The organism is Roseateles sp. SL47 (assembly GCF_026625885.1).
GTDB lineage: Bacteria > Pseudomonadota > Gammaproteobacteria > Burkholderiales > Burkholderiaceae_C > Roseateles.
The window spans coordinates 1,367,072-1,385,474 of record NZ_CP113068.1; the positions used below are offsets into that span (position 1 = coordinate 1,367,072).

Here is an 18,403-nt window from a genome sequence, read left to right on the forward strand (position 1 = left end):
CTCGGCGTATGCAAGCTGGAGAGGCGAGCCGTAGCCACTTCTGCAACACTCGCAGCAAAGGGAGGTCGCCAGATCGCACGCGAAATGACGTGTGACGGTGACGAGAGTTCGTGCGGCGCCGTGAGGCGTTTGGCGCGGGATATCGTGTGCTGTCTGGAGCACATCTCCCCTAATGAAAGATATGGCGTTAGCCGTGTCTCCACTTCGGCTTCGCGAAGGAATCTGGGGAGTGATAGATGCGTTGGCTTGTAAAATTGATGCTCATCTTGGGGTTGATGGCTGGGCTTTCATCGAACGCCTCGGCAGAGACCTACATGGACCGCTGGTGCATCAATAACACCAGCTTCAATCAGTCTCTTCCAACCTGCTATCCCACGTCTGGTGAGGTTATTCAAGCGTATTGGGCGGTGCTTTCTCCGGTCCTCAATGCCAACGAATACTTCAATACGACGTACTGGGGGGAAAATCGCGCCACGCTGGATGGCTGCGAGTTGAAGTGGCCGGGTCCCCCGCCGATCCTCCGCTGCACCGTCACGCGATATTTCACGCAACATTCCTACGGCGCGGACGATCACCCATTGGTATTTGCGCCGACGCAGGGCTGGTTCGGAGTTGCGATGACCTGTGGAGAGGCCGAAGGTTCGACCTACATTGCCTCTCTCAACAAATGCGCGTATGTCAAGAATCTGGAGAAAGCGGACTGCGGATGCAATGGGAAGATGGGTAATCCATCTGTAGGCAACCCGGTGACGCCGCTCGATGGTCTTAAGCATCAGACGGAAGAGCTCCTGCGATGGGGCCGTGGTCAGGCTGTTACGGTGAGCTACAACTATCTGAGGGAGAGCGTCGGCCAGCCCCTGAACCGACAGGCCCAGTCGGGCTTTGGCCCGATTTGGTCCAGCAACCATCACAAGTCGAGTGTCCAGTCCCAGGATCAAAACGGTGGGGCGTACGTCTACCGTCGGCCTTCTGGGACTTGGAAGACCTTCTACACCTCCCCCGGCTGGACCTACAGCGCGGTCGAGGCAGATCCCCAGCCGAAATTCAACGGAGCCTCGGGCTACTGGTATTACGACGCCAGCGAAGAGGCCATAGAGAACTATCAGTCCGTTATGTCCCAGCGCAACTATGGGACGTCGGTGTCCTATATCGACGGGCGCAAGTTGACCTATGGCTTCGGAAACGTGCCTCTAGGTAGCGGCGCGGTCTATGTGCTTCAGACCATCACGGATGAGTCCGGGCGCCAGGTGAGTCTGTCGTATGAGAGGGACCCGGCGATTAATGGGGCAATGCGTGTGCTTTCCATGACCGATCCTGCTGGCTCTGTCTACGGCTTCACTTATGGCTCGAAAGGCCAACTGGCCTCCATCCATTACCCCGATCAGACCAGCCGACAATACAAGTACGAAGTGGACGGCAAGCCCTGGCTGATGACGGCCCTGATCGATGAGGCGGGCTCCGCGTACGGGCGATATGGCTACGACAGTGAGGGGCGAGCGATTTCTACGCGGACGGGGGAAACGGGCCCGCAATGGTCAATTGAGTGGTCGCAGGCGCCCGCGGTCAGAGCGGCGAGCACCTATGACGGGACATTTGTGTATCGCACCTTGTCCTTCCCTCAGCCGTCGGTGGCACAGCTTCATGGGCCGGATGGCTATGAAGAGACGCTGTCGAGCACGCAGGTCGATGGCGTCACGTTGGTGGGGAGCCGTGTCCAGCCTGCGGGCGCAGGATCGCCGGCCGCCACTGTTCAGTACGAGCGCGACGCTGAAGGAAACATCGTTCGTAATGTGGAGGCCAACGGCCTTCAGTCCTGCCATTCATTCGTGAGTGGACGAAAAGCTGAGTCTTCCCGCGTGGAGGGGCTGCCCAGTGGTGCGACTTGCAGCACGGTGCTGGTCGCCAATGCGGCATTGCCTGCTGGTGCTCGCAAGGTCAGTTCTTTGTGGCACCCGGTCTGGCGCAAACAGGTCCGCATTGCCGAGCCTAATCGAGTCACCACGCTCGTATACAACGGCCAGCCGGATCCAACCAATGGAAACGCAGTCGCTAGCTGTGCTCCTTCGACAGCGAAGTTGCCCGACAACAGCCTGATCGTTGTACTGTGCAAGCGCGTGGAGCAGGTTACTACGGATGCCACGGGAGCCCTGGGCTTCAGCGCAGTGGCCCAAACCGGCGTCCCTGCCCGCGTCTGGACCTGGACCTACGATGCCACCGGCCATGTCCTGAGCGAGACCGACCCGCTGGGCAAGACCACCACCAACGAGTACTACGCCGACACCACGGCTGACCACTGGATCGGTGACCTCAAGAGCAGCACCAACGCTGCCGGCCACGTCACCAACTACCTGCGCTACAACGCCCTGGGCAAGCTGCTGGAGATGGTCGATGCCAACGGCATCAGCACGGTCTACACCTACGACGTCCGCTCCCGCCTCACCTCGGTGACCCAGGCGGACCAGACCACGAGTTATGCCTACTGGCCTACCGGCTTGCTCAAGCAAGTCACGCAGCCCGACGGCAGCACGGTGAGCTATGACTACGACGACGCTCACCGTCTGGTGGCCGTGGCCGACAACCTGGGCAACCGCATCCAGTACACGCTGGACCAGCGGGGCAACCGGGTCAATGAGGCGGTGCAAGACCCCAGCGGGGCCCTTCAGCGCAACCTGGGCCGTGTGTTTGACGCGCTCAGCCGCACACAGCAAACCACAGGCGCGGAGTGAGGATGATGAGGGAGAAGAACAGGGGCCAAGTTCCCCAAGGACACGCGCGCCCGGCGCAGTACGCGCACCCAGGGCACCCGATGCACGCGGTGCACCCGACACATCAACCAGCCCTGGCCTGGACCGCGCGGACCGCACGGGTCGCCCACGCCACAGTGGCGGTGATGGCGGCCATCACTGCCACCCTGGCGGGCACAGCGGGCATGGCCCATGCCGCCACGCTGCCACCCCCACCCGTCTCGCCCGCCCCGGTGACGGACTATGAATACGACGCCAAGGGCAACCTGACCAAGGTGGTCAAGGCCAAGGGCGCATCCGGCTTCGGCTTCACCACCCAGAACGCCTACGACGCCCTGGACCGGCTCAAGACCAGCACCGATGCCAGGAACGGCGTCACGGCGCTCAGCCACGATGGTCAGGACCAGGTGAGTCAGGTGACCGACCCTCGCAGCCTGGTCACCCAATACCAGCGCAACGGCCTGGGGGACCTGACCCAGCTCAGCAGCCCGGACACGGGCGTGGCCAACAGCACCTACGACGCGGCCGGCAACCTGCTCACCCGCACCGACAGCCGCGGCGTGCTGGCCACCTACACCTATGACGCCCTGAACCGCCCCACCTCGGTGAGCTTCACCAAGGCCGGGCAAGCCTCGGTGACCTACGGCTGGACCTACGACCAGTCGGGTGGGGTGTATGGCTACGGCGTCGGCCGCCTGACCACTACCACCTTCCCCACGGGCAGCACGCAATACGGCTATGACGCCCATGGCCGGGTGATCACCCGCATCCAGACGGTGGGCACGGTGGCTCTCACCACCCGCTATGCCTACGATGCAGCCAACCACGTCACCCGCCTCACCTATCCCTCGGGGCGGGTGGTGACTTTCAGCTACGAGGCGGGGCAGCTCAAGGGCATCAGCCTTGCCAGCGACACCGTCTCCCCGGGCCAACCGCTGATCAGCCAGATCCAGTGGCAAGCCTTCGGGCCGGCGCGCAGCTGGCTGATGCACATGGTCAGTGGCACGCAGGCCTATGAGCGGGTGTTTGACACCTACGGCCGCCTGGTGCGCTACCCCTTGAACGGCGTGGTGCGGGACCTGCGGTATGACGCCGCCAACCGGATCATCAGCTACACCCATCTGGATGCGAGCACGGGGCAGGCCACGGCCGCCACGCAGGCGCTGGAGCAGAACTTCGGGTATGACGAGCTGGGCCGGCTGACCACCATCAGCACACCCGCCCAGAGCTGGACCATTGGGTATGACGCCAACGGCAACCGCACGCAGGTGACCCTGAACGGGAGCAGCCGCGCCTACACGACCTCAGCCACCAGCAACCGGCTGGAGCAGATCAGCAACCCGGTGCGCAGCATGAGCCACGACGCGGCGGGCAACACCATTGCCGACACCGCGATGTACAACAGCGCGGTGTACAGCCTGGACAACCGGCTGACAGCGATCACCAAGGCGGGGCAGACCACGTCCTACAGCTATGACGCAGGCGGGCAGCGGGTGAGCAAGTCCAATGCGGCTGCGCCGGATCAAGCACGGGTGTTTGTGTACGACTCCAGTCCGGAGCTGCTGGGGGAATACGCAGCCGACGGCACAGCGGTGCAGGAAGTGGTGTGGTTCGATGGGCAGCCTCTGATCGTGCTGGGCCCGGTCAACAGCAACGATGTGTTCTTCAGCTACGCGGATCACCTCGGGGCGCCCAGAATCCTGGTGGACAGAACAGGGGCGGAGCGGTGGCGGTGGATCGCGGAGCCGTTTGGGTCCACGGCGGCGGACCCGGCGCCGTCAGGGCTGGCTGCAGTGGCATTCCCCTTGCGCTTCCCGGGGCAGTACCTTGATGGGGAGACGGGGCTCAACTACAACTACTTCCGGGATTACGATGGGACGAGTGGGAGGTACACCCAGTCCGATCCCATCGGGCTCCAAGGCGGTATCAACACCTACACCTATGTGGGCGGGAATCCGCTGAGCTTTACCGACCCGCTTGGGCTCAAGACTTTCATGTGCACCAAGCCGCTGCACGGACTCGGAGAAACATGGGGGCCTCGCATGTACCCCGAAAGCCGTTGGAATCCTTCACCCGCCTATCACCAATTCCTCTGCGTGAAGGATGCGTCAGGGAAGGTTACTTGCGGGGGGCAAGATCGGGCTGGTAGCGCCTTCGTCCCTGGGAGTCCGGGCAAGCCCAGCGAAGATTCATGGCCAACGGACGGCAACGGATCGTGCAAGCCGGAAGATGATCGCGATTGCGTTGATCAGTGCGTGATCAAGGCTGTCGGTGATCCGAAGCGCCCCTGGTACGCAATAGGCCCGCTTGGAACGGATTGCCAGGAGTGGTCTGACGAAGTCCTGAAGCAATGCCAGAAGCAGTGTTCTGCCAAGAAGGGGAAGTGATGGGACGCTGGTTGAAGTCAATCTGGGTCTTGGCTGCGGTAGCCGTCTTGGTTTCCTGCCTGCTGCTTTACGACGGCAAACCGAACAGCGACGCGGAACTCCTACTTGGCTACGGGATGATGGTCTTGGCATTCCCGCTGGGCATGGGCATAACGACCGTTCTAGGTGTCCTCGCTCGAGTTCTCTTTGAATCCACGGGCTATGTGTTCACTACCAGCTACGTGTCGATGTTGGTTACGTGGTTGATGCTCTTCGCGGTTGGCTATCTGCAATGGTTCGTTCTCGTTCCCTGCTTGTGGCGACGGTGGACGGCACGTCGTCAACGGCCAGCAGGAGCATGAGTGCCTCAAGCCGCTTCGGAGGTAGTTCTTGGTTGACCACGGCCGTGGTCACCCTGCCGACGTAAAGCCGTCCCGCAACGCTGCCCGGCCACTTGCGTGGCCGATCGAGCTGCGGCGAGAATCATCCCCGCAAAGACATTGCAGCCGGTTTGTCCGACTGCCTACCGCCCACCGTGGCCCTTCGGGGCGCGTTGGATGCCTTGAGGTCATGTCTTGCCTTTTGCCCCCGAGGCCCTGGACCGGCTCAAGACCAGCACCGATGCCAGGAACGGCGTCACGGCGCTCAGCCACGATGGTCAGGACCAGGTGAGCCAGGTGACCGACCCTCGCAGCCTGGTCACCCAATACCAGCGCAATGGCCTGGGGGACCTGACCCTGCTCAGCAGCCCGGACACGGGCGTGGCCAACAGCACCTACGACGCGGCCGGCAACCTGCTCACCCGCACCGACAGCCGCGGCGTGCTGGCCACCTACACCTATGACGCCCTGAACCGCCCCACCTCGGTGAGCTTCACCAAGGCCGGGCAAGCCCCGGTGACGTAAGCGGTCAATAAACGACGTCCTTGAGCCGACCCGGCCGAGCTGACAGTCTTCGTCCCCACTTAACAAGTCGGCCCTGAAAAACTTCGCCAACCCGCATGAATGCTGGGGTTTCGGGGTGAATGCCGATGGTGTGATTTGCAGGATTCAGGTCGAATCGATATCAATTCCTTGCAAACTGCATTGAGGTGTTGATGGGTCCCAAGCCTGCCGACGAACGCGCCGATCACGATTTGTTCCGCACTGAGCTGTTGAACCTGATCAATCAGCGTCACGAGCTGGTTCGCTTGGCCGTCCTGATCGACTGGCAGGCCTTCGAAGCCGAGTGGAGCCCCCAATTCGCTTCAACCACGGGGCGGCCTGCTCTTCCCACGCGGCTGATGGCAGCGCTGCTGTACCTCAAGCACGTGTATGCGCTCAGCGACGAGGACGTGTGTGAGGGCTGGCGCGAGAACCCGTATTGGCAGCACTTCAGCGGCGAGCGGTACTTCCAGCATGAGTTGCCGTGCGATCCGTCCAGCTTGGTGCGCTGGCGCCAGCGCATCGGGGAAGCCGGCTGCGAGTGGTTGCTGGCGCATTCCATCGAAGCTGCGCGCAAGGGCGGTTTGATCAAGCGCCAAAGCCTGGATCATGTGGTGCTGGACACCACGGTACAGCCCAAGGCCATTGCGCATCCAACCGACAGCCGGCTGCTCAACCGGGCGCGGGAACAGCTTGTGGATGCTGCGCAACGCGAGGGGATCGAATTGCGCCAGAGCTACGCCCGAGTCGGCCAGGCTGCCGAGCATCAGGCGGGTCGATACGCCCATGCCAAGCAATACCGGCGAATGCATCGCGAGATCAGGAAGCTCAGAACCTGGCTGGGCCGGGTCATCCGAGACGTGCAGCGCAAGGCCAACGGGGTCGGGCCCGAACTCAAAGCCAAGTTGGACATCGCCACTCGGCTTCACGCGCAAAAGCGTGGCGACAAAAACAAGCTGTATGCGCTGCATGCGCCCGAGGCGGAGTGCATTGCCAAAGGCAAGGCCAGAACGCCCTACGAGTTCGGTGTGAAGGTGTCCATCGCTGTGACGGCCCAAGAAGGGCTCGTCGTGGGCATGCGATCCATGCCGGGCAATCCGTATGACGGGCACACCGTGGGCAGTCAGTTGGAACAGGTGGCAATCCTCACGGGGCAGGTGCCCAAGATCGTGCTGGCGGACCGGGGCTATCGCGGCGCACAAACCCCAGAAGGCACGCAGCTGCTGATCAGCCACACGCGGCGGCTGCCCAATCGGCTCAAGAAGCTGCTCAAGCGCAGACAGGTCGTGGAACCCATGATCGGGCACATGAAATCAGACGGGTTGCTGGCCAAGAACTGGCTCAAGGGCGCGACCGGAGATGCGTTGCACGCGATTCTGTGCGGCGCAGGACACAACCTGAGGATGATCCTGGCGCACCTGAGGGTGCTTTATTGCGCCGTGTGGGGACTGATGGCCCTGGCCGCCTCGCTGGAATGGCCAATGAAGGCGCAAACGTCAGCGCTCCCATCCTTGATGGCGCGCCGCGTCCTGCTCGCTCGGGACTGAAAACGAGTTGTTCAGGGGCGACTAACAAGTGAAGTGGGGACGTATGTCGGTGGATCTGGAAGCCCTGAAGCGGCGCCTTGTGTTGCGTCACAAGCCGGGTGGGCGTTGTGTGTACGACAAGGCGGCCAAGGCCGAGTTTGTGCAGGTGTGCCTGCAGCCGGGCGTGTCGGTGGCCCGTCTGGCACGCGAGTTCGGCATCAATGCCAACCAGGTCGCACGGTGGATTCGTGATCACGGCCAGCTGCGCAAGCGCGCACCTGTCGAACGCTCTGCGGCGCGGGCCTCGCCCTTCGTCGCGGTGCCGGTGGTCCCAGTCGCTGCCGAGCGCTTCGTGCATGACCTTGACGATCGTTGCGATGTGAGTTTGCAGGCGACGCTGCCTAACGGCGTGGCGGTCGAACTTCGAGGCGTCGGACAGCGCCAACTCGCCGATGTGCTGCAGATGCTGGGGAGGTTGACGTGTTCCGTCTCGACGAGCATCTGAAGGTCTACCTGCACCGCGCGCCCGTGGACTTTCGCCTCAACATCAACGGCCTGGCCACGCTGGTACAGCAGGCCCTCGGCCTGGATCCGTTCGCCGCCTGCGTGTACGTGTTCAGCAACCGGCGTCGCGACCGCGTGAAGATCCTCGGCTGGGACCGCAACGGCTTCTGGCTGCTGCTCAAGCGGTTGGAGGAAGACCGCTTCATCTGGCCCAGCGAGACGGCGGCACCGACACTGACGGTGGAGCAACTGCATTGGCTGCTGGAGGGCATCGACATCGGCGTCGTGCATCGCCATCCCCACCGCATGTACCAGCACGTCGGCTGAGAACAGCAGCGCCGGCGTGCGCCATTGCGGCATATCCGCATGGTGTCCTGGGGCTGTGGCGAGGACACTGGCTGCAGATGGTCCATATGCCCACACCCGACGAAGTCATCACATTGCAGCAGGCGCTGGCCGAAGCGCTCAAGCGCAACGAGTCGCTGGCCGGCGAGCTCCGAGTGACGCGCGCCGAGCGCGACCTCCTCAAGGAGAAGCTCAGCAAGTTCACGCGCCAGCTCTTCGCCGCCAGCAGCGAGGTTGCCGCCCTGCAGAAGGACATGTTCTTCAACGAGGCCGAAGACCTCGGCGCGCAGGCCGAGCCGGCGATTGAAGAGAGCAGCGACAACGACAAGATCGACGTGCCCGGCCACAAGCGGACCAAGCGTGGGCGCAAACCGCTGGACCCGGCGCTGCCGCGCGAGGTGATCCGCCATGAGCTGCCCGAGGACCAGCGCGTGTGCCCGCACGACGGCACGCGCTTGAGCGAGATCGGTGTCGAGGCCAGCGAGCAGCTGGACATCATTCCGCAGCAGGTGCGCGTCATCCGGCACGAGCGCGTCAAGTACGCCTGCCCGTGCTGCGACGGCGGCATGCGGCTGGCGCCGCGCCCCGCGCAGATCATCCCGCGGGGCATCTTCACCGAGAGTGCACTGGCCTGGATCGCCACCTCCAAGTACCTGGACGGCCTGCCGCTGTACCGCCAGGCGGCACTACTGGGGCGCTTCGGCGGCACCGACATCGCGCGCAACACCGTGGCCGGCAGCATGGTGCGCGCCGGCATCGGCGTACAGCCGGTGATCAACCTGCTGCGCGACCAGCTGTTGGACGCCCCGCTGGTGTTCGGCGACGAGACTGAGCTGCAGGTGCTCAAGGAACCTGGCCGCAGTGCGCAGGCCAAGAGCTATATCTGGGCGCAGATGACCAATGGCAGCGGCCGGGACGGCACTGGGCCACCGATCCGGCTGTTCGCTTACTCCCCGAGTCGCTCGACGAAGACGGCGATGGAGCTGTATGCAGGCATTGGCCCGGGCGCCGTGCTGATGACGGACGGCTACGAGGTCTACGACACCGTGGCCCAGACGCACCGGCTCGTGCACCTGGCGTGCTGGACGCACTGCCGAAGGTACTTCATCGAAGCGCTGCAGGCCTTGCCAAAGGCCCAGCGAGGGCCCGATCAGCTCGCGGCACGCTTCATCGCGCTCATCGGCGAGCTGTACCACGTCGAGGCACAGGCCAAGCGCGACGGCGCCGACACGGATGAGCTCAAGCGCCGGCGTCAGCGGGACAGCGTCCCCGTGTTGGACAAGATCGAGACGCTGCTGCTGGCCAACCTGCACGGTGTGCTGCCCAAGAGCCTGTTGGGGCAGGCGCTGCACTACCTCGCTTCGCAGTGGAGCAAGCTCAAGCGCTACGTCGAGGACGGCCGCTACAGCATCGATAACAACGCGCAGGAGAACGCCATCCGGCCCTTCTGTGTGGGCCGCCGCAACTGGCTGTTCGCCGACACCGTGCATGGCGCCAACGCCAGCGCCAACCTGTACTCGCTGCTGCAAACCTGCCAGGTCAACGGCATCGACGGCTACCGCTACCTGCGAGCCTTGTTCGCAGCGCTACCCGTCGCCCAGACCGTTGACGACTATGCCGCGCTGCTGCCGTGGTCCATCGACCTCAGCAAGCCCTGAACCACGCTTATCTGTTGGCTTCGCGTGAGGCAAGGGCGTGGGTAATTGACCGCATACCCGGTGACCTACGGCTGGACCTAGTCGGCCCTGAACAACTCGTTTTCAGCCCTGAGCCAGCACGGCGCGCCGTGCGATGAAGGCTTTGGGTGCTGATATTGGGGCGGCCTTACGCAGGGCCAGCGTGGCCACCGTCGCGATCAGCCCCAACAGGGCGCAATAAAGCACCCGCAGGTGCGCCAGGATCATCCTCAGGTTGTGCCCAGCGCCACACAGGATCGCGTGCAGCGCATCGCCACTCGCGCCCTTGAGCCAGTTCTTGGCCAGCAGCCCGTCGGACTTCATGTGCCCGATCATGGGCTCCACGACTTGTCTGCGCTTGAGCAACTTCTTCAAACGCTTGGGCAGTCTGCGCGTGTGGCTGATCAGCAGCCGCGTGCCCTCGGGCGGCTCCACGCCGCGGTAGCCCCGATCCGCCAACACGATCTTGGGTGCTTGCCCCGTGAGGATGCCCACCTGCTCCAACTGGCTGCCCACCGTGTGTCCGTCATACGGATTGCCCGGCATCGATCGCATGCCCACGACGAGCCCTTCTTGGGCCGTCACTGCGATGGACACTTTCACGCCGAACTCGTAGGGCGTTCTGGCCTTGCCCTTGGCGATGCACTCCGCCTCGGGCGCGTGCAGCGCATACAGCTTGTTCTTGTCGCCACGCTTTTGGGCGTGCAGTCGGGTCGCAATGTCGAGTTTGGCCTTCAGCTCGGGCCCGATCTCACCAGCCTTGCGTTGCACGTCGCGGATGACCCGGCCCAGCCACGTTCTCAGCTTCCTGATCTCGCGCTGCATGCGCCGGTATTGCTTGGCATGGGCGTAACGGCCGGCTTGGTGCTCGGCAGCCTGGCCGACTCGGGCGTAGCTCTGGCGCAATTCGATCCCCGCGCCTTGCGCAGCGGCCACGAGCTGTTCCCGCGCCCGGTTGAGCAGTCGGCTGTCGGTGGGATGCGCAATCGCCTTGGGTTGCACCGTGGTGTCCAGCACCACGTGGTCCAGGCTCTGGCGCTTGATCACGCCGCCCTTGCGTGCAGCTTCAATGGAGTGGGCCAGTAGCCATTCGCAGCCGGCCTCGCCGATGCGCTGGCGCCAGCGCACCAAGCTGGAAGGATCGCAGGGCAGCTCATGCTGGAAGTACCGCTCGCCGCTGAAGTGCTGCCAGTACGGGTTCTCGCGCCAGCCCTCACACACGTCATCGTCGCTGAGCGCGTACACGTGCTTGAGGTACAGCAAGGCGGCCATCAGCCGCGTGGGCAACGCAGGGCGGCCGGTGGTGGAGACAAATTGCGGGCTCCACTCAGCTTCAAACGCCTGCCAGTCAATCAGCGCCGCCAAGCGAACCAGTTCGTGACGCTGGTTGATCAGGTTCAGCAGCTCTGTGCGGAACAAATCGTGATCGGCGCGTTCGTCGGCAGGCTTGGGACCCATCAACACCTCAATGCAGTTTGCAAGGAATTGATATCGATTCGACCTGAATCCTGCAAATCACACCATCGGCATTCACCCCGAAACCCCAGCATTCATGCGGGTTGGCGGAGTTTTTCAGGGTCGACGACCTACGACCAGTCCGGTGGGGTGTATGGCTACGGCGTCGGCCGCCTGACCACCGCCACCTTCCCCACGGGCAGCACGCAATACGGCTATGACGCCCATGGCCGGGTGATCACCCGCATCCAGACGGTGGGCACGGTGGCTCTCACCACCCGCTATGCCTACGATGCAGCCAACCACGTCACCCGCCTCACCTATCCCTCGGGGCGGGTGGTGACTTTCAGCTACGAGGCGGGGCAGCTCAAGGGCATCAACCTTGCCACTGACACCGTCTCCCCGGGCCAACCGCTGATCAGCCAGATCCAGTGGCAAGCCTTCGGGCCGGCGCGCAGTTGGCTGATGCACATGGCCAGTGGCACGCAAGCCTATGAGCGGGTGTTTGACACCTATGGCCGCCTGGTGCGCTACCCCTTGAACGGCGTGGTGCGGGACCTGCGGTATGACGCCGCCAACCGGATCATCAGCTACACCCATCTGGATGCGACCACGGGGCAGGCCACGGCCGCCACGCAGGCGCTGGAGCAGAACTTCGGGTATGACGAACTGGGCCGCCTGACCACCATCAGCACACCGGCCCAGAGCTGGACCATCGGGTATGACGCCAACGGCAACCGCACGCAGGTGACCCTGAAGGGGAGCAGCCGCGCCTACACGACGTCAGCCACCAGCAACCGGCTCGAGCAGATCAGCAACCCGGTGCGCAGCATGAGCTACGACGCGGCGGGCAACACCATTGCCGACACCGCGATGTACAACAGCGCGGTGTACAGCCTGGACAACCGGCTGACAGCGATCACCAAGGCGGGTCAGACCACGTCCTACAGCTATGACGCAGGCGGGCAGCGGGTGAGCAAGTCCAATGCGGCCGCGCCGGATCAAGCACAGGTGTTTGTGTACGACTCCAGCCCGGAGCTGCTGGGGGAATACGCAGCAGACGGCACAGCGGTGCAGGAGGTGGTGTGGTTCGATGGGCAGCCGCTGATTGTGCTGGGCCCGGTCACCAGCAACGATGTGTTCTTCAGCTATGCGGATCACCTCGGGGCGCCCAGAATCCTGGTGGACAGAACAGGGGCGGAGCGGTGGCGGTGGATCGCGGAGCCGTTTGGGTCCACGGCGGCGGACCCGGCGCCGTCAGGGCTGGCTGCAGTGGCATTCCCCTTGCGCTTCCCGGGGCAGTACCTTGATGGGGAGACGGGGCTCAACTACAACTACTTCCGGGATTACGATGGGACGAGTGGGAGGTATGTTCAAAGTGACCCCATCGGATTGAAAGGCGGCATCAACACCTACGCATATGTGGGTGGAAATCCGCTGAGTCGCGTAGACCCCGATGGGCGCTTCTTCTTCCTGGTGCCTCTCCTCGGACACAGCGCGGCGACGGCCCTTGGCGATTTGGCCATCGCTGGCGGCATCACTTGGTGGGCTACTCACAAGATTGGCCCGAGTTGGCCAACACAGCCCGAGCCAGGGGAGTCGCCTCGGGACAAATACGAAAAGGATGCGGACGCTTGCTACGAGCAGTGCAAGGGCCATCTCGAGGCATGCGGACCAGGCAAGGACTTGCAAGCGTCTGATTACCGCCGTTGCTTCCGCCGTTGCATGTTCGATAAGGGGCACGGTGGCCTTCCTCCACCCTGAGAAACTACGTAATGGAAAAGAACACAGCCGAGCAAATCATGGCCAAAGCGCTTGCCGCAGTCGAGGAACTGACTGCTGCCTTAGCGATTGCAAGAGAGCAAACGTCCACCGATGAACTGGCGAAGCTCTCGAAGGGAATTGGCCTTGCAATCGGAGCGATTGAGATGCACGTCAACGTGCCGCTGTATCACCGCTTCCCGGAGCTGGAGAAATAGGCTCCGCCGGGGCCGTCGCGTCCGACGGGTAAGGCTCCGAGTCCAGGCCACCCGAAGGGCTCGGACTTGACGCGTAGGCTTGCTGTTCGACGCTTGCCATGTGCGGTGTCTGCCGGGGTCCCTGGCGGGCACCGCTGACGGCAGAGGGCGACTCGCTCCCTTCCCTGGGAAGGGGCGGGGGGATGGGCAAGGAGCCGCCGCCGCAGGACGGCGGGCAGCACCGGCAGGCGCCGGTGCTGCCGCGAAGGAGCGCCCGCCCCAGCGGGCCGACGCAGCGCCGTGGGAGCCGGAGCCATCGAAGCGCGGCGCAGCGGCGCCCATGACGGGTGACGAAGGGCGTCCAGCCCGTAGAAGGTGCGTGCGGCCCTAGTCGCCGGATAGCACCAGTTCGCCCGAGTTCGACACCAACCGCGGTAAGTGCTTGATCCGTATAGGTCGGCCCTTCGGAATTGCCACTACAGCAACGTCAGTTGGGTGTCGATAGTCGGTTTCTTGATGCGCAGTGCGGCCAGCGCTTGGGCTTGGCGGGGTTGAACGGTGGACACGCCGTGGATGGGCGCTTCGTTGTCAATGCTGACGGTGTGGCGCTGGATGCGCCGCAGCTCGGCCAGCGCGGCTTCGGGCGACAGCTCGCTGCCGGCCAGCTTCAGGCGCTGGCGCATCACGCGGTACAGGATCAGCGCCATGAAGCAAATGCTGGCGTGGGCCATGATGCGCTCGGGCAGGCGGTGGAAGACCGGGGCGATCTCGATCTCGGACTTCAGCACCTTGAAGCCGCGCTCGATGTCGGCCAGCCGCTGATCGTGCTTGGGCAAACCAGCAGCAACGATGTGTTCTTCAGCTATGCGGATCACCTCGGGGCGCCCAGAATCCTGGTGGACAGAACAGGGGCGGAGCGCTGGCGGTGGGGCGCCGAGCCGTTTGGGGCCACGGCAGCGGACCCTGCGCCGTCAGGGCTGGCTGCAGTGGCATTCCCCTTGCGCTTCCCGGGGCAGTACTTTGACGCCGAAACCGGGCTCAACTACAACTACTTCCGGGATTACGATGGGACGAGTGGGAGGTACGTCCAAAGTGACCCGATAGGCCTTGTGGGAGGCATCAACACCTATGCCTACGTCGAGGGCAACCCGCTGAGCTATGCCGACCCCAATGGGTTGCAGGCCATCACGGGGAACGACGTGGGGGTGGCATTGCCGGCTGTCGGGAGTGTCTGCGCGGCAACAGGCGGCACTGCCTGTGCTGCCGCAGTGGTTGGCGCGGTTGGTGTCGCTAGCTATTGGCTGACTGACCGATACGTCAATCCTTGGGCGCAGCCGATGATTGCCAGCGCCATCGAGTGGTGCACGGCCTCTGATACGCCGACGCAGCAGGAATGCGATGCCGAGTGGTTGAGAGCCAGGAACGTGTGCTTCGAGTGGATGAACGAACTGGGGCGGCCTGGCATCTCTGCTCGCCGCAGACGCATCCTGCTCGAACTCACTGGCGGAAACATGGCCATTTGCATGAGCGGCCAGGTGTCGCAAGCGTGCGGAGGGACGAAGGTGGAGCAGCCTCCGAAGCCGCGCCGCAAGAGGTATCTATGAGCAATACGAAGTCATCCCCTGAAACGAAGGCATTGCGGTCTGCGCTCAAGCTGGCGAAGAACGGCTCGTTCGACGAAGCGCAGGCGATGGTCGCCCAGGTTGAACGGGAGTTGCTCTCGACAGACGACTTGAGGACGTTGGCCCTGGTCCACTCGTACTGTGGCCGCGAGAGCGAAGCCGAGCAGACGTGGGAGAGCATCTGTGCCCGCGCTGATGTGGGCATCGGGGACTGCTACATGCTTGCCTCAACGCAGATAAGCCTTGGGCACTCTGCGCCGGCAATCGACAACTTGCAGCGAGAGATTGCAACCTCCGACAGCCGAGGGGATGTGTCTTACTTGAGCGTGTCGGCCATCAACCTGGCCTTCCTGCTTGTTGGAAAGGGCCGTAAGGCAGAGGCGCTGGACGTGCTCAAGCGCCTTGGTGACTCGGAAGGCACATACATCCACGGTGTCGGCCAAGTGACGAAGCGCGACTTGCTTGCCAAGCTCGGGTAATGAGCTGAGTTGGCAAGCCGCCGAGTCCAGGCTGGCCAACGGCCACCCGAAGGGCTTGGCCTTGACGCGAAGTCATGTGGTGGGAACTGCTTCCAAGGCACGGCGTACCAGCAGTGCCCCACCTCGCTCAGACCGATCGCATGATTGTTGAGATCATGGGCGGCGTGCTGGAACTGGACCATGTTGCATGCAAAGAAGCGGCCTTGCACGGTCTGGCGCATTGGCAGGTTGGTCTACCCGACGAAGTTCGGAGTGTTATCGAACGACACTCCGAATCCATGCCGCCACTTCTGCGGGATTACGCCTCGGCAGCAAAGGTAGGCAACCTGCAGTGATCGCCTGCTGCTACCAAGCGAGGCGCCGAGGTCAGGTATTGAGTCTTGACGCCGGCGTATTCTTTCCCTTGTCCTCGGGGTTGATGAACCCGATGGGCCTCTTGGACGGATCGGGCGGCGTCATGAGTTCGCGCAGCGCGTCGAAGACCTTCTTGAGCTCTGGTCGGTCCCGGGTGCAAGGTCAGCGGTTCGACGCTCCCGATGTTCCTGGGGCGCATTGGGGTTCTCCATAGGGGCGCGCCTCTATCCGTGACGTCCTCCTCGGACGCTCGTTGTGCGCGGTGTGCGAACGTTGGAGGTACAGATGGACCGTGATCCTGCCGATGTAGAGTCCTGGGCCGCACCCTGTTCGCGGGCCGTGCGCCATTCCATCCTCAACGCTCCCCATGCGTTTCTGCTCTCTCTCCTCGGTCAAAAACCGCATTGTTCTGGGCCAGCCGCTGCCATTCAGCGTGCGGGATGCGGAGCGCATGCTGTTGCTGGCCCGCGGGCAGATCATTGCGGACGCGGCCCAGCTCCATGCGCTGTTCCAGCGCGGCGCCCTGGTGGATGTGAGCGAGCTGACGGAAGCCATGAAACCGGCCCGGCACGAGAGCCAGGCGGAGCGGCTGGCCCGGCTGCCGGCGGAATGGGACCGGGGCATGCAGGATGTCCGCAAGGCGCTGTCGGCGCCGCCGGAACGCCTGGTGGAGGCCCTGGACGGCGCCACCGAGCTGATGCTCTCCCTGATCCATTGCTCGCCGGACATGGCCCTGGCCCACATCGTGCGCCAGCCCGACACTGGCCATGGCCACTACGGCATCAACCATTCCATGCATGCGGCTACCGCTTGCCAGGCCGCAGCCCGTTACCTGGGCTGGTCGCCGGACGAGCAGAAACGAGCCTTCCAGGCCGCGCTGACGATGAACCTGGGCATGCTGGACCTGCAGGCCCGGCTCTCCAGCCAGGTGTCTCCGCTCACGCCGATGCAGCGTGATGCCATTCACGAACATCCCATCCGCAGCGTGGAAATGCTGGAAGCGGCCGGGGTGATGGACGGCGACTGGCTGGATGCCGTGCTGCATCACCATGAAGTGCCGGACGGCTCGGGATATCCGCATGGGCTGGCGGAGGTGGGCGAGCTGGCCACCATGCTGCGCTATGCCGACATCTACACCGCCCGACTCAGCAGCCGCGCCAGCCGCCCGGCCATGAGCGCCCAGCAGGCCGGCCGTGAGCTGCATCAGATGGGCGCGCAAAGCCCTTTGGCCGCCGCGCTGATCAAGGCCTTTGGCATCTTCCCGCCCGGCAGCCTGGTGCGGCTGGCCAGCGGGGAAGTGGGCCTGGTGATCCGCAATGGCGACAAGGCCCACCGACCGATGGTGTCGGCCCTCACCAATGCGGCGGGTGAGCCCCGCCAGTCCCCCGTGATGCGCGACAGCAGCCGCGACGAGCATGCCGTGGTGGCCTTGCTACCGGCCCATGCGGCACCCATTCGGTTGTCGGATGAGCGTGTGGCGTCGCTGATCACCGGCGTCTGAACCCGGCGATTGTCTCGGGTCTACCGTTGATGCAGCGCTGACAGATCGCCGATCTGCCGCTGATTGCCGCTGATCCGCCGCGCCAGGCGCCCGTGGCCTCCACGCGTCGCCGCCCCGTTTTTTGCTGGTTTTCGACCTCTTTCCCCCGTTCTCGTCAAAGGCCGATTTAATAAAAGCGCAAATACTTCCGGTCCTGGAACGGAAGGGCGTGCGAGTTGGAACGCGACATTGAATTGCAGGTGGATGGCTGGCGTGCGCTGGTAGCGCCCGAGGAGGGCGGCCGGCTGCGTTCTCTGACTTCGCTGGAGGCGGGGCGCCGCTTCAACTGGGTCAAACATGCGGAACGGCATGCCGACGTGCTGGTGGGTGGTGCCGGGCTTTGGTTGGTGGCGCCGGCCACCAACGACGGCGGCCGCGATGACCCGCGTCTGGCTGCGCTGGATGCCCCATGGCAACTGACCGAGTTGTCTCCGCGTTGCCTCACCCTGATTCACGGCTACCGGGACCCCAGCGGTCTGCGCGCCGGTTATCAGGCGCATCAGGTGTTCCGCCTCGGCGCGGGTCGCCTGGAAATCGCGGTGGCCGTGCGCAACCTCGGGCGCCAGCCGCTGCATTTACGCATGGGCCTGCGGCTGCAGGTGCCCGACGGTTTCAGCAGCCATGTCACGCTGGACCCGTCGATGGTGGGTATGCCGCGTCCCGCCCGGGGCACCGGCATCCACCTGGATGACTGGCGCGGCACCGCCACGCTGGCCATGGCGGATGGCCATCAGATCCGGCTGCGGCTGGCTGGCGCCCTGCCCGACTTCACGCTGCAGCGGCATCCCGAGCGGCCCTGGATGACGCTCACCGCGCTGACAGCCCAGGGCCCGGACAGTGCGCTGCTGCCCGGGGAGGAATGGGCGGTGTCCATGGGTCTGGAGCTGTTGGCACCAAAGGACTGAGCGCCC

16 protein-coding genes and 1 pseudogene are annotated in these 18,403 nt (G+C 64.0%); 15 read left to right on the forward strand and 2 right to left on the reverse strand.

All coding sequences use genetic code 11. The features are described 5' to 3' along the window. The first annotated feature begins 236 nt into the window (after positions 1–236). The 8 genes from OU995_RS05995 (at position 237) to tnpC (ending at position 10,066) form a co-directional block, all read left to right on the forward strand. Positions 237–2,726, forward strand: coding sequence for an RHS repeat domain-containing protein (locus tag OU995_RS05995; protein WP_267834631.1), 2,490 nt, complete (start codon positions 237–239; stop codon positions 2,724–2,726). 80 nt (positions 2,727–2,806) lie between these two features. Continuing rightward, positions 2,807–5,131 carry an RHS repeat domain-containing protein gene (locus tag OU995_RS06000; protein ID WP_267834633.1) on the forward strand — a complete coding sequence of 775 codons (2,325 nt, stop codon included), beginning with the start codon at positions 2,807–2,809 and terminating at the stop codon, positions 5,129–5,131. Further along, positions 5,131–5,472, forward strand: coding sequence for a hypothetical protein (locus OU995_RS06005; RefSeq protein WP_267834634.1), 342 nt, complete (start codon positions 5,131–5,133; stop codon positions 5,470–5,472). The genes OU995_RS06000 and OU995_RS06005 overlap by 1 nt, the downstream gene beginning before the upstream one ends. Before the next feature lie 213 nt (positions 5,473–5,685). Beyond that, positions 5,686–6,015, forward strand: coding sequence for a hypothetical protein (locus OU995_RS06010; RefSeq protein WP_324288713.1), 330 nt, complete (start codon positions 5,686–5,688; stop codon positions 6,013–6,015). Positions 6,016–6,206: 191 nt separating this feature from the next. Continuing rightward, a complete protein-coding gene (locus OU995_RS06015; RefSeq protein ID WP_267834635.1) occupies positions 6,207–7,580 on the forward strand; it encodes an IS5 family transposase in 1,374 nt (457 codons plus the stop codon). Positions 7,581–7,623: 43 nt separating this feature from the next. Further along, positions 7,624–8,064 carry an IS66-like element accessory protein TnpA gene (tnpA, locus tag OU995_RS06020; RefSeq protein ID WP_267834637.1) on the forward strand — a complete coding sequence of 147 codons (441 nt, stop codon included), beginning with the start codon at positions 7,624–7,626 and terminating at the stop codon, positions 8,062–8,064. Next, positions 8,040–8,390 (forward strand): IS66 family insertion sequence element accessory protein TnpB, encoded by a 351-nt coding sequence (tnpB, locus tag OU995_RS06025; protein ID WP_267834639.1) that lies wholly within the window; start codon positions 8,040–8,042, stop codon positions 8,388–8,390. The genes tnpA and tnpB overlap by 25 nt, the downstream gene beginning before the upstream one ends. 86 nt (positions 8,391–8,476) lie before the next feature. Continuing rightward, entirely contained in the window at positions 8,477–10,066 is a 1,590-nt protein-coding gene (tnpC, locus tag OU995_RS06030) for an IS66 family transposase (protein WP_267834641.1), read from the forward strand. 102 nt (positions 10,067–10,168) lie between these two features. On the opposite strand, the gene OU995_RS06035 is transcribed toward tnpC, so the two are convergent. Then, positions 10,169–11,542, reverse strand: a complete 1,374-nt coding sequence (locus tag OU995_RS06035; protein WP_267834643.1) for an IS5 family transposase — start codon at positions 11,540–11,542, stop codon at positions 10,169–10,171. Positions 11,543–11,689: 147 nt separating this feature from the next. On the opposite strand from OU995_RS06035, the gene OU995_RS06040 reads away from it, so the two are divergent. Continuing rightward, positions 11,690–13,303 (forward strand): RHS repeat domain-containing protein, encoded by a 1,614-nt coding sequence (locus OU995_RS06040; protein ID WP_267834644.1) that lies wholly within the window; start codon positions 11,690–11,692, stop codon positions 13,301–13,303. An 11-nt stretch (positions 13,304–13,314) separates the two neighbouring features. Further along, positions 13,315–13,518 (forward strand): hypothetical protein, encoded by a 204-nt coding sequence (locus tag OU995_RS06045; RefSeq protein ID WP_267834645.1) that lies wholly within the window; start codon positions 13,315–13,317, stop codon positions 13,516–13,518. 455 nt (positions 13,519–13,973) lie between these two features. On the opposite strand, the pseudogene OU995_RS06050 reads toward OU995_RS06045, so the two are convergent. Then, positions 13,974–14,312: pseudogene (locus OU995_RS06050) on the reverse strand (IS1634 family transposase); the annotation flags it as partial. Positions 14,313–14,348: 36 nt separating this feature from the next. On the opposite strand from OU995_RS06050, the gene OU995_RS06055 reads away from it, so the two are divergent. The 5 genes from OU995_RS06055 (at position 14,349) to OU995_RS06075 (ending at position 18,397) form a co-directional block, all read left to right on the forward strand. After that, positions 14,349–15,101, forward strand: a complete 753-nt coding sequence (locus OU995_RS06055) for an RHS repeat-associated core domain-containing protein (RefSeq protein ID WP_267834646.1) — start codon at positions 14,349–14,351, stop codon at positions 15,099–15,101. Continuing rightward, positions 15,098–15,598: a hypothetical protein gene (locus OU995_RS06060; RefSeq protein ID WP_267834647.1), complete on the forward strand. Its 501-nt coding sequence runs from the start codon at positions 15,098–15,100 to the stop codon at positions 15,596–15,598. Before OU995_RS06055 ends, OU995_RS06060 begins: the two co-directional genes overlap by 4 nt. Before the next feature lie 140 nt (positions 15,599–15,738). Next, positions 15,739–15,933 (forward strand): hypothetical protein, encoded by a 195-nt coding sequence (locus OU995_RS06065; RefSeq protein ID WP_267834648.1) that lies wholly within the window; start codon positions 15,739–15,741, stop codon positions 15,931–15,933. Between the two features lie 386 nt (positions 15,934–16,319). Beyond that, positions 16,320–17,453, forward strand: coding sequence for an HD-GYP domain-containing protein (locus tag OU995_RS06070; RefSeq protein WP_267834649.1), 1,134 nt, complete (start codon positions 16,320–16,322; stop codon positions 17,451–17,453). A gap of 215 nt (positions 17,454–17,668) precedes the next feature. Further along, positions 17,669–18,397, forward strand: coding sequence for a hypothetical protein (locus OU995_RS06075; RefSeq protein ID WP_267834650.1), 729 nt, complete (start codon positions 17,669–17,671; stop codon positions 18,395–18,397). Positions 18,398–18,403 lie beyond the last annotated feature (6 nt).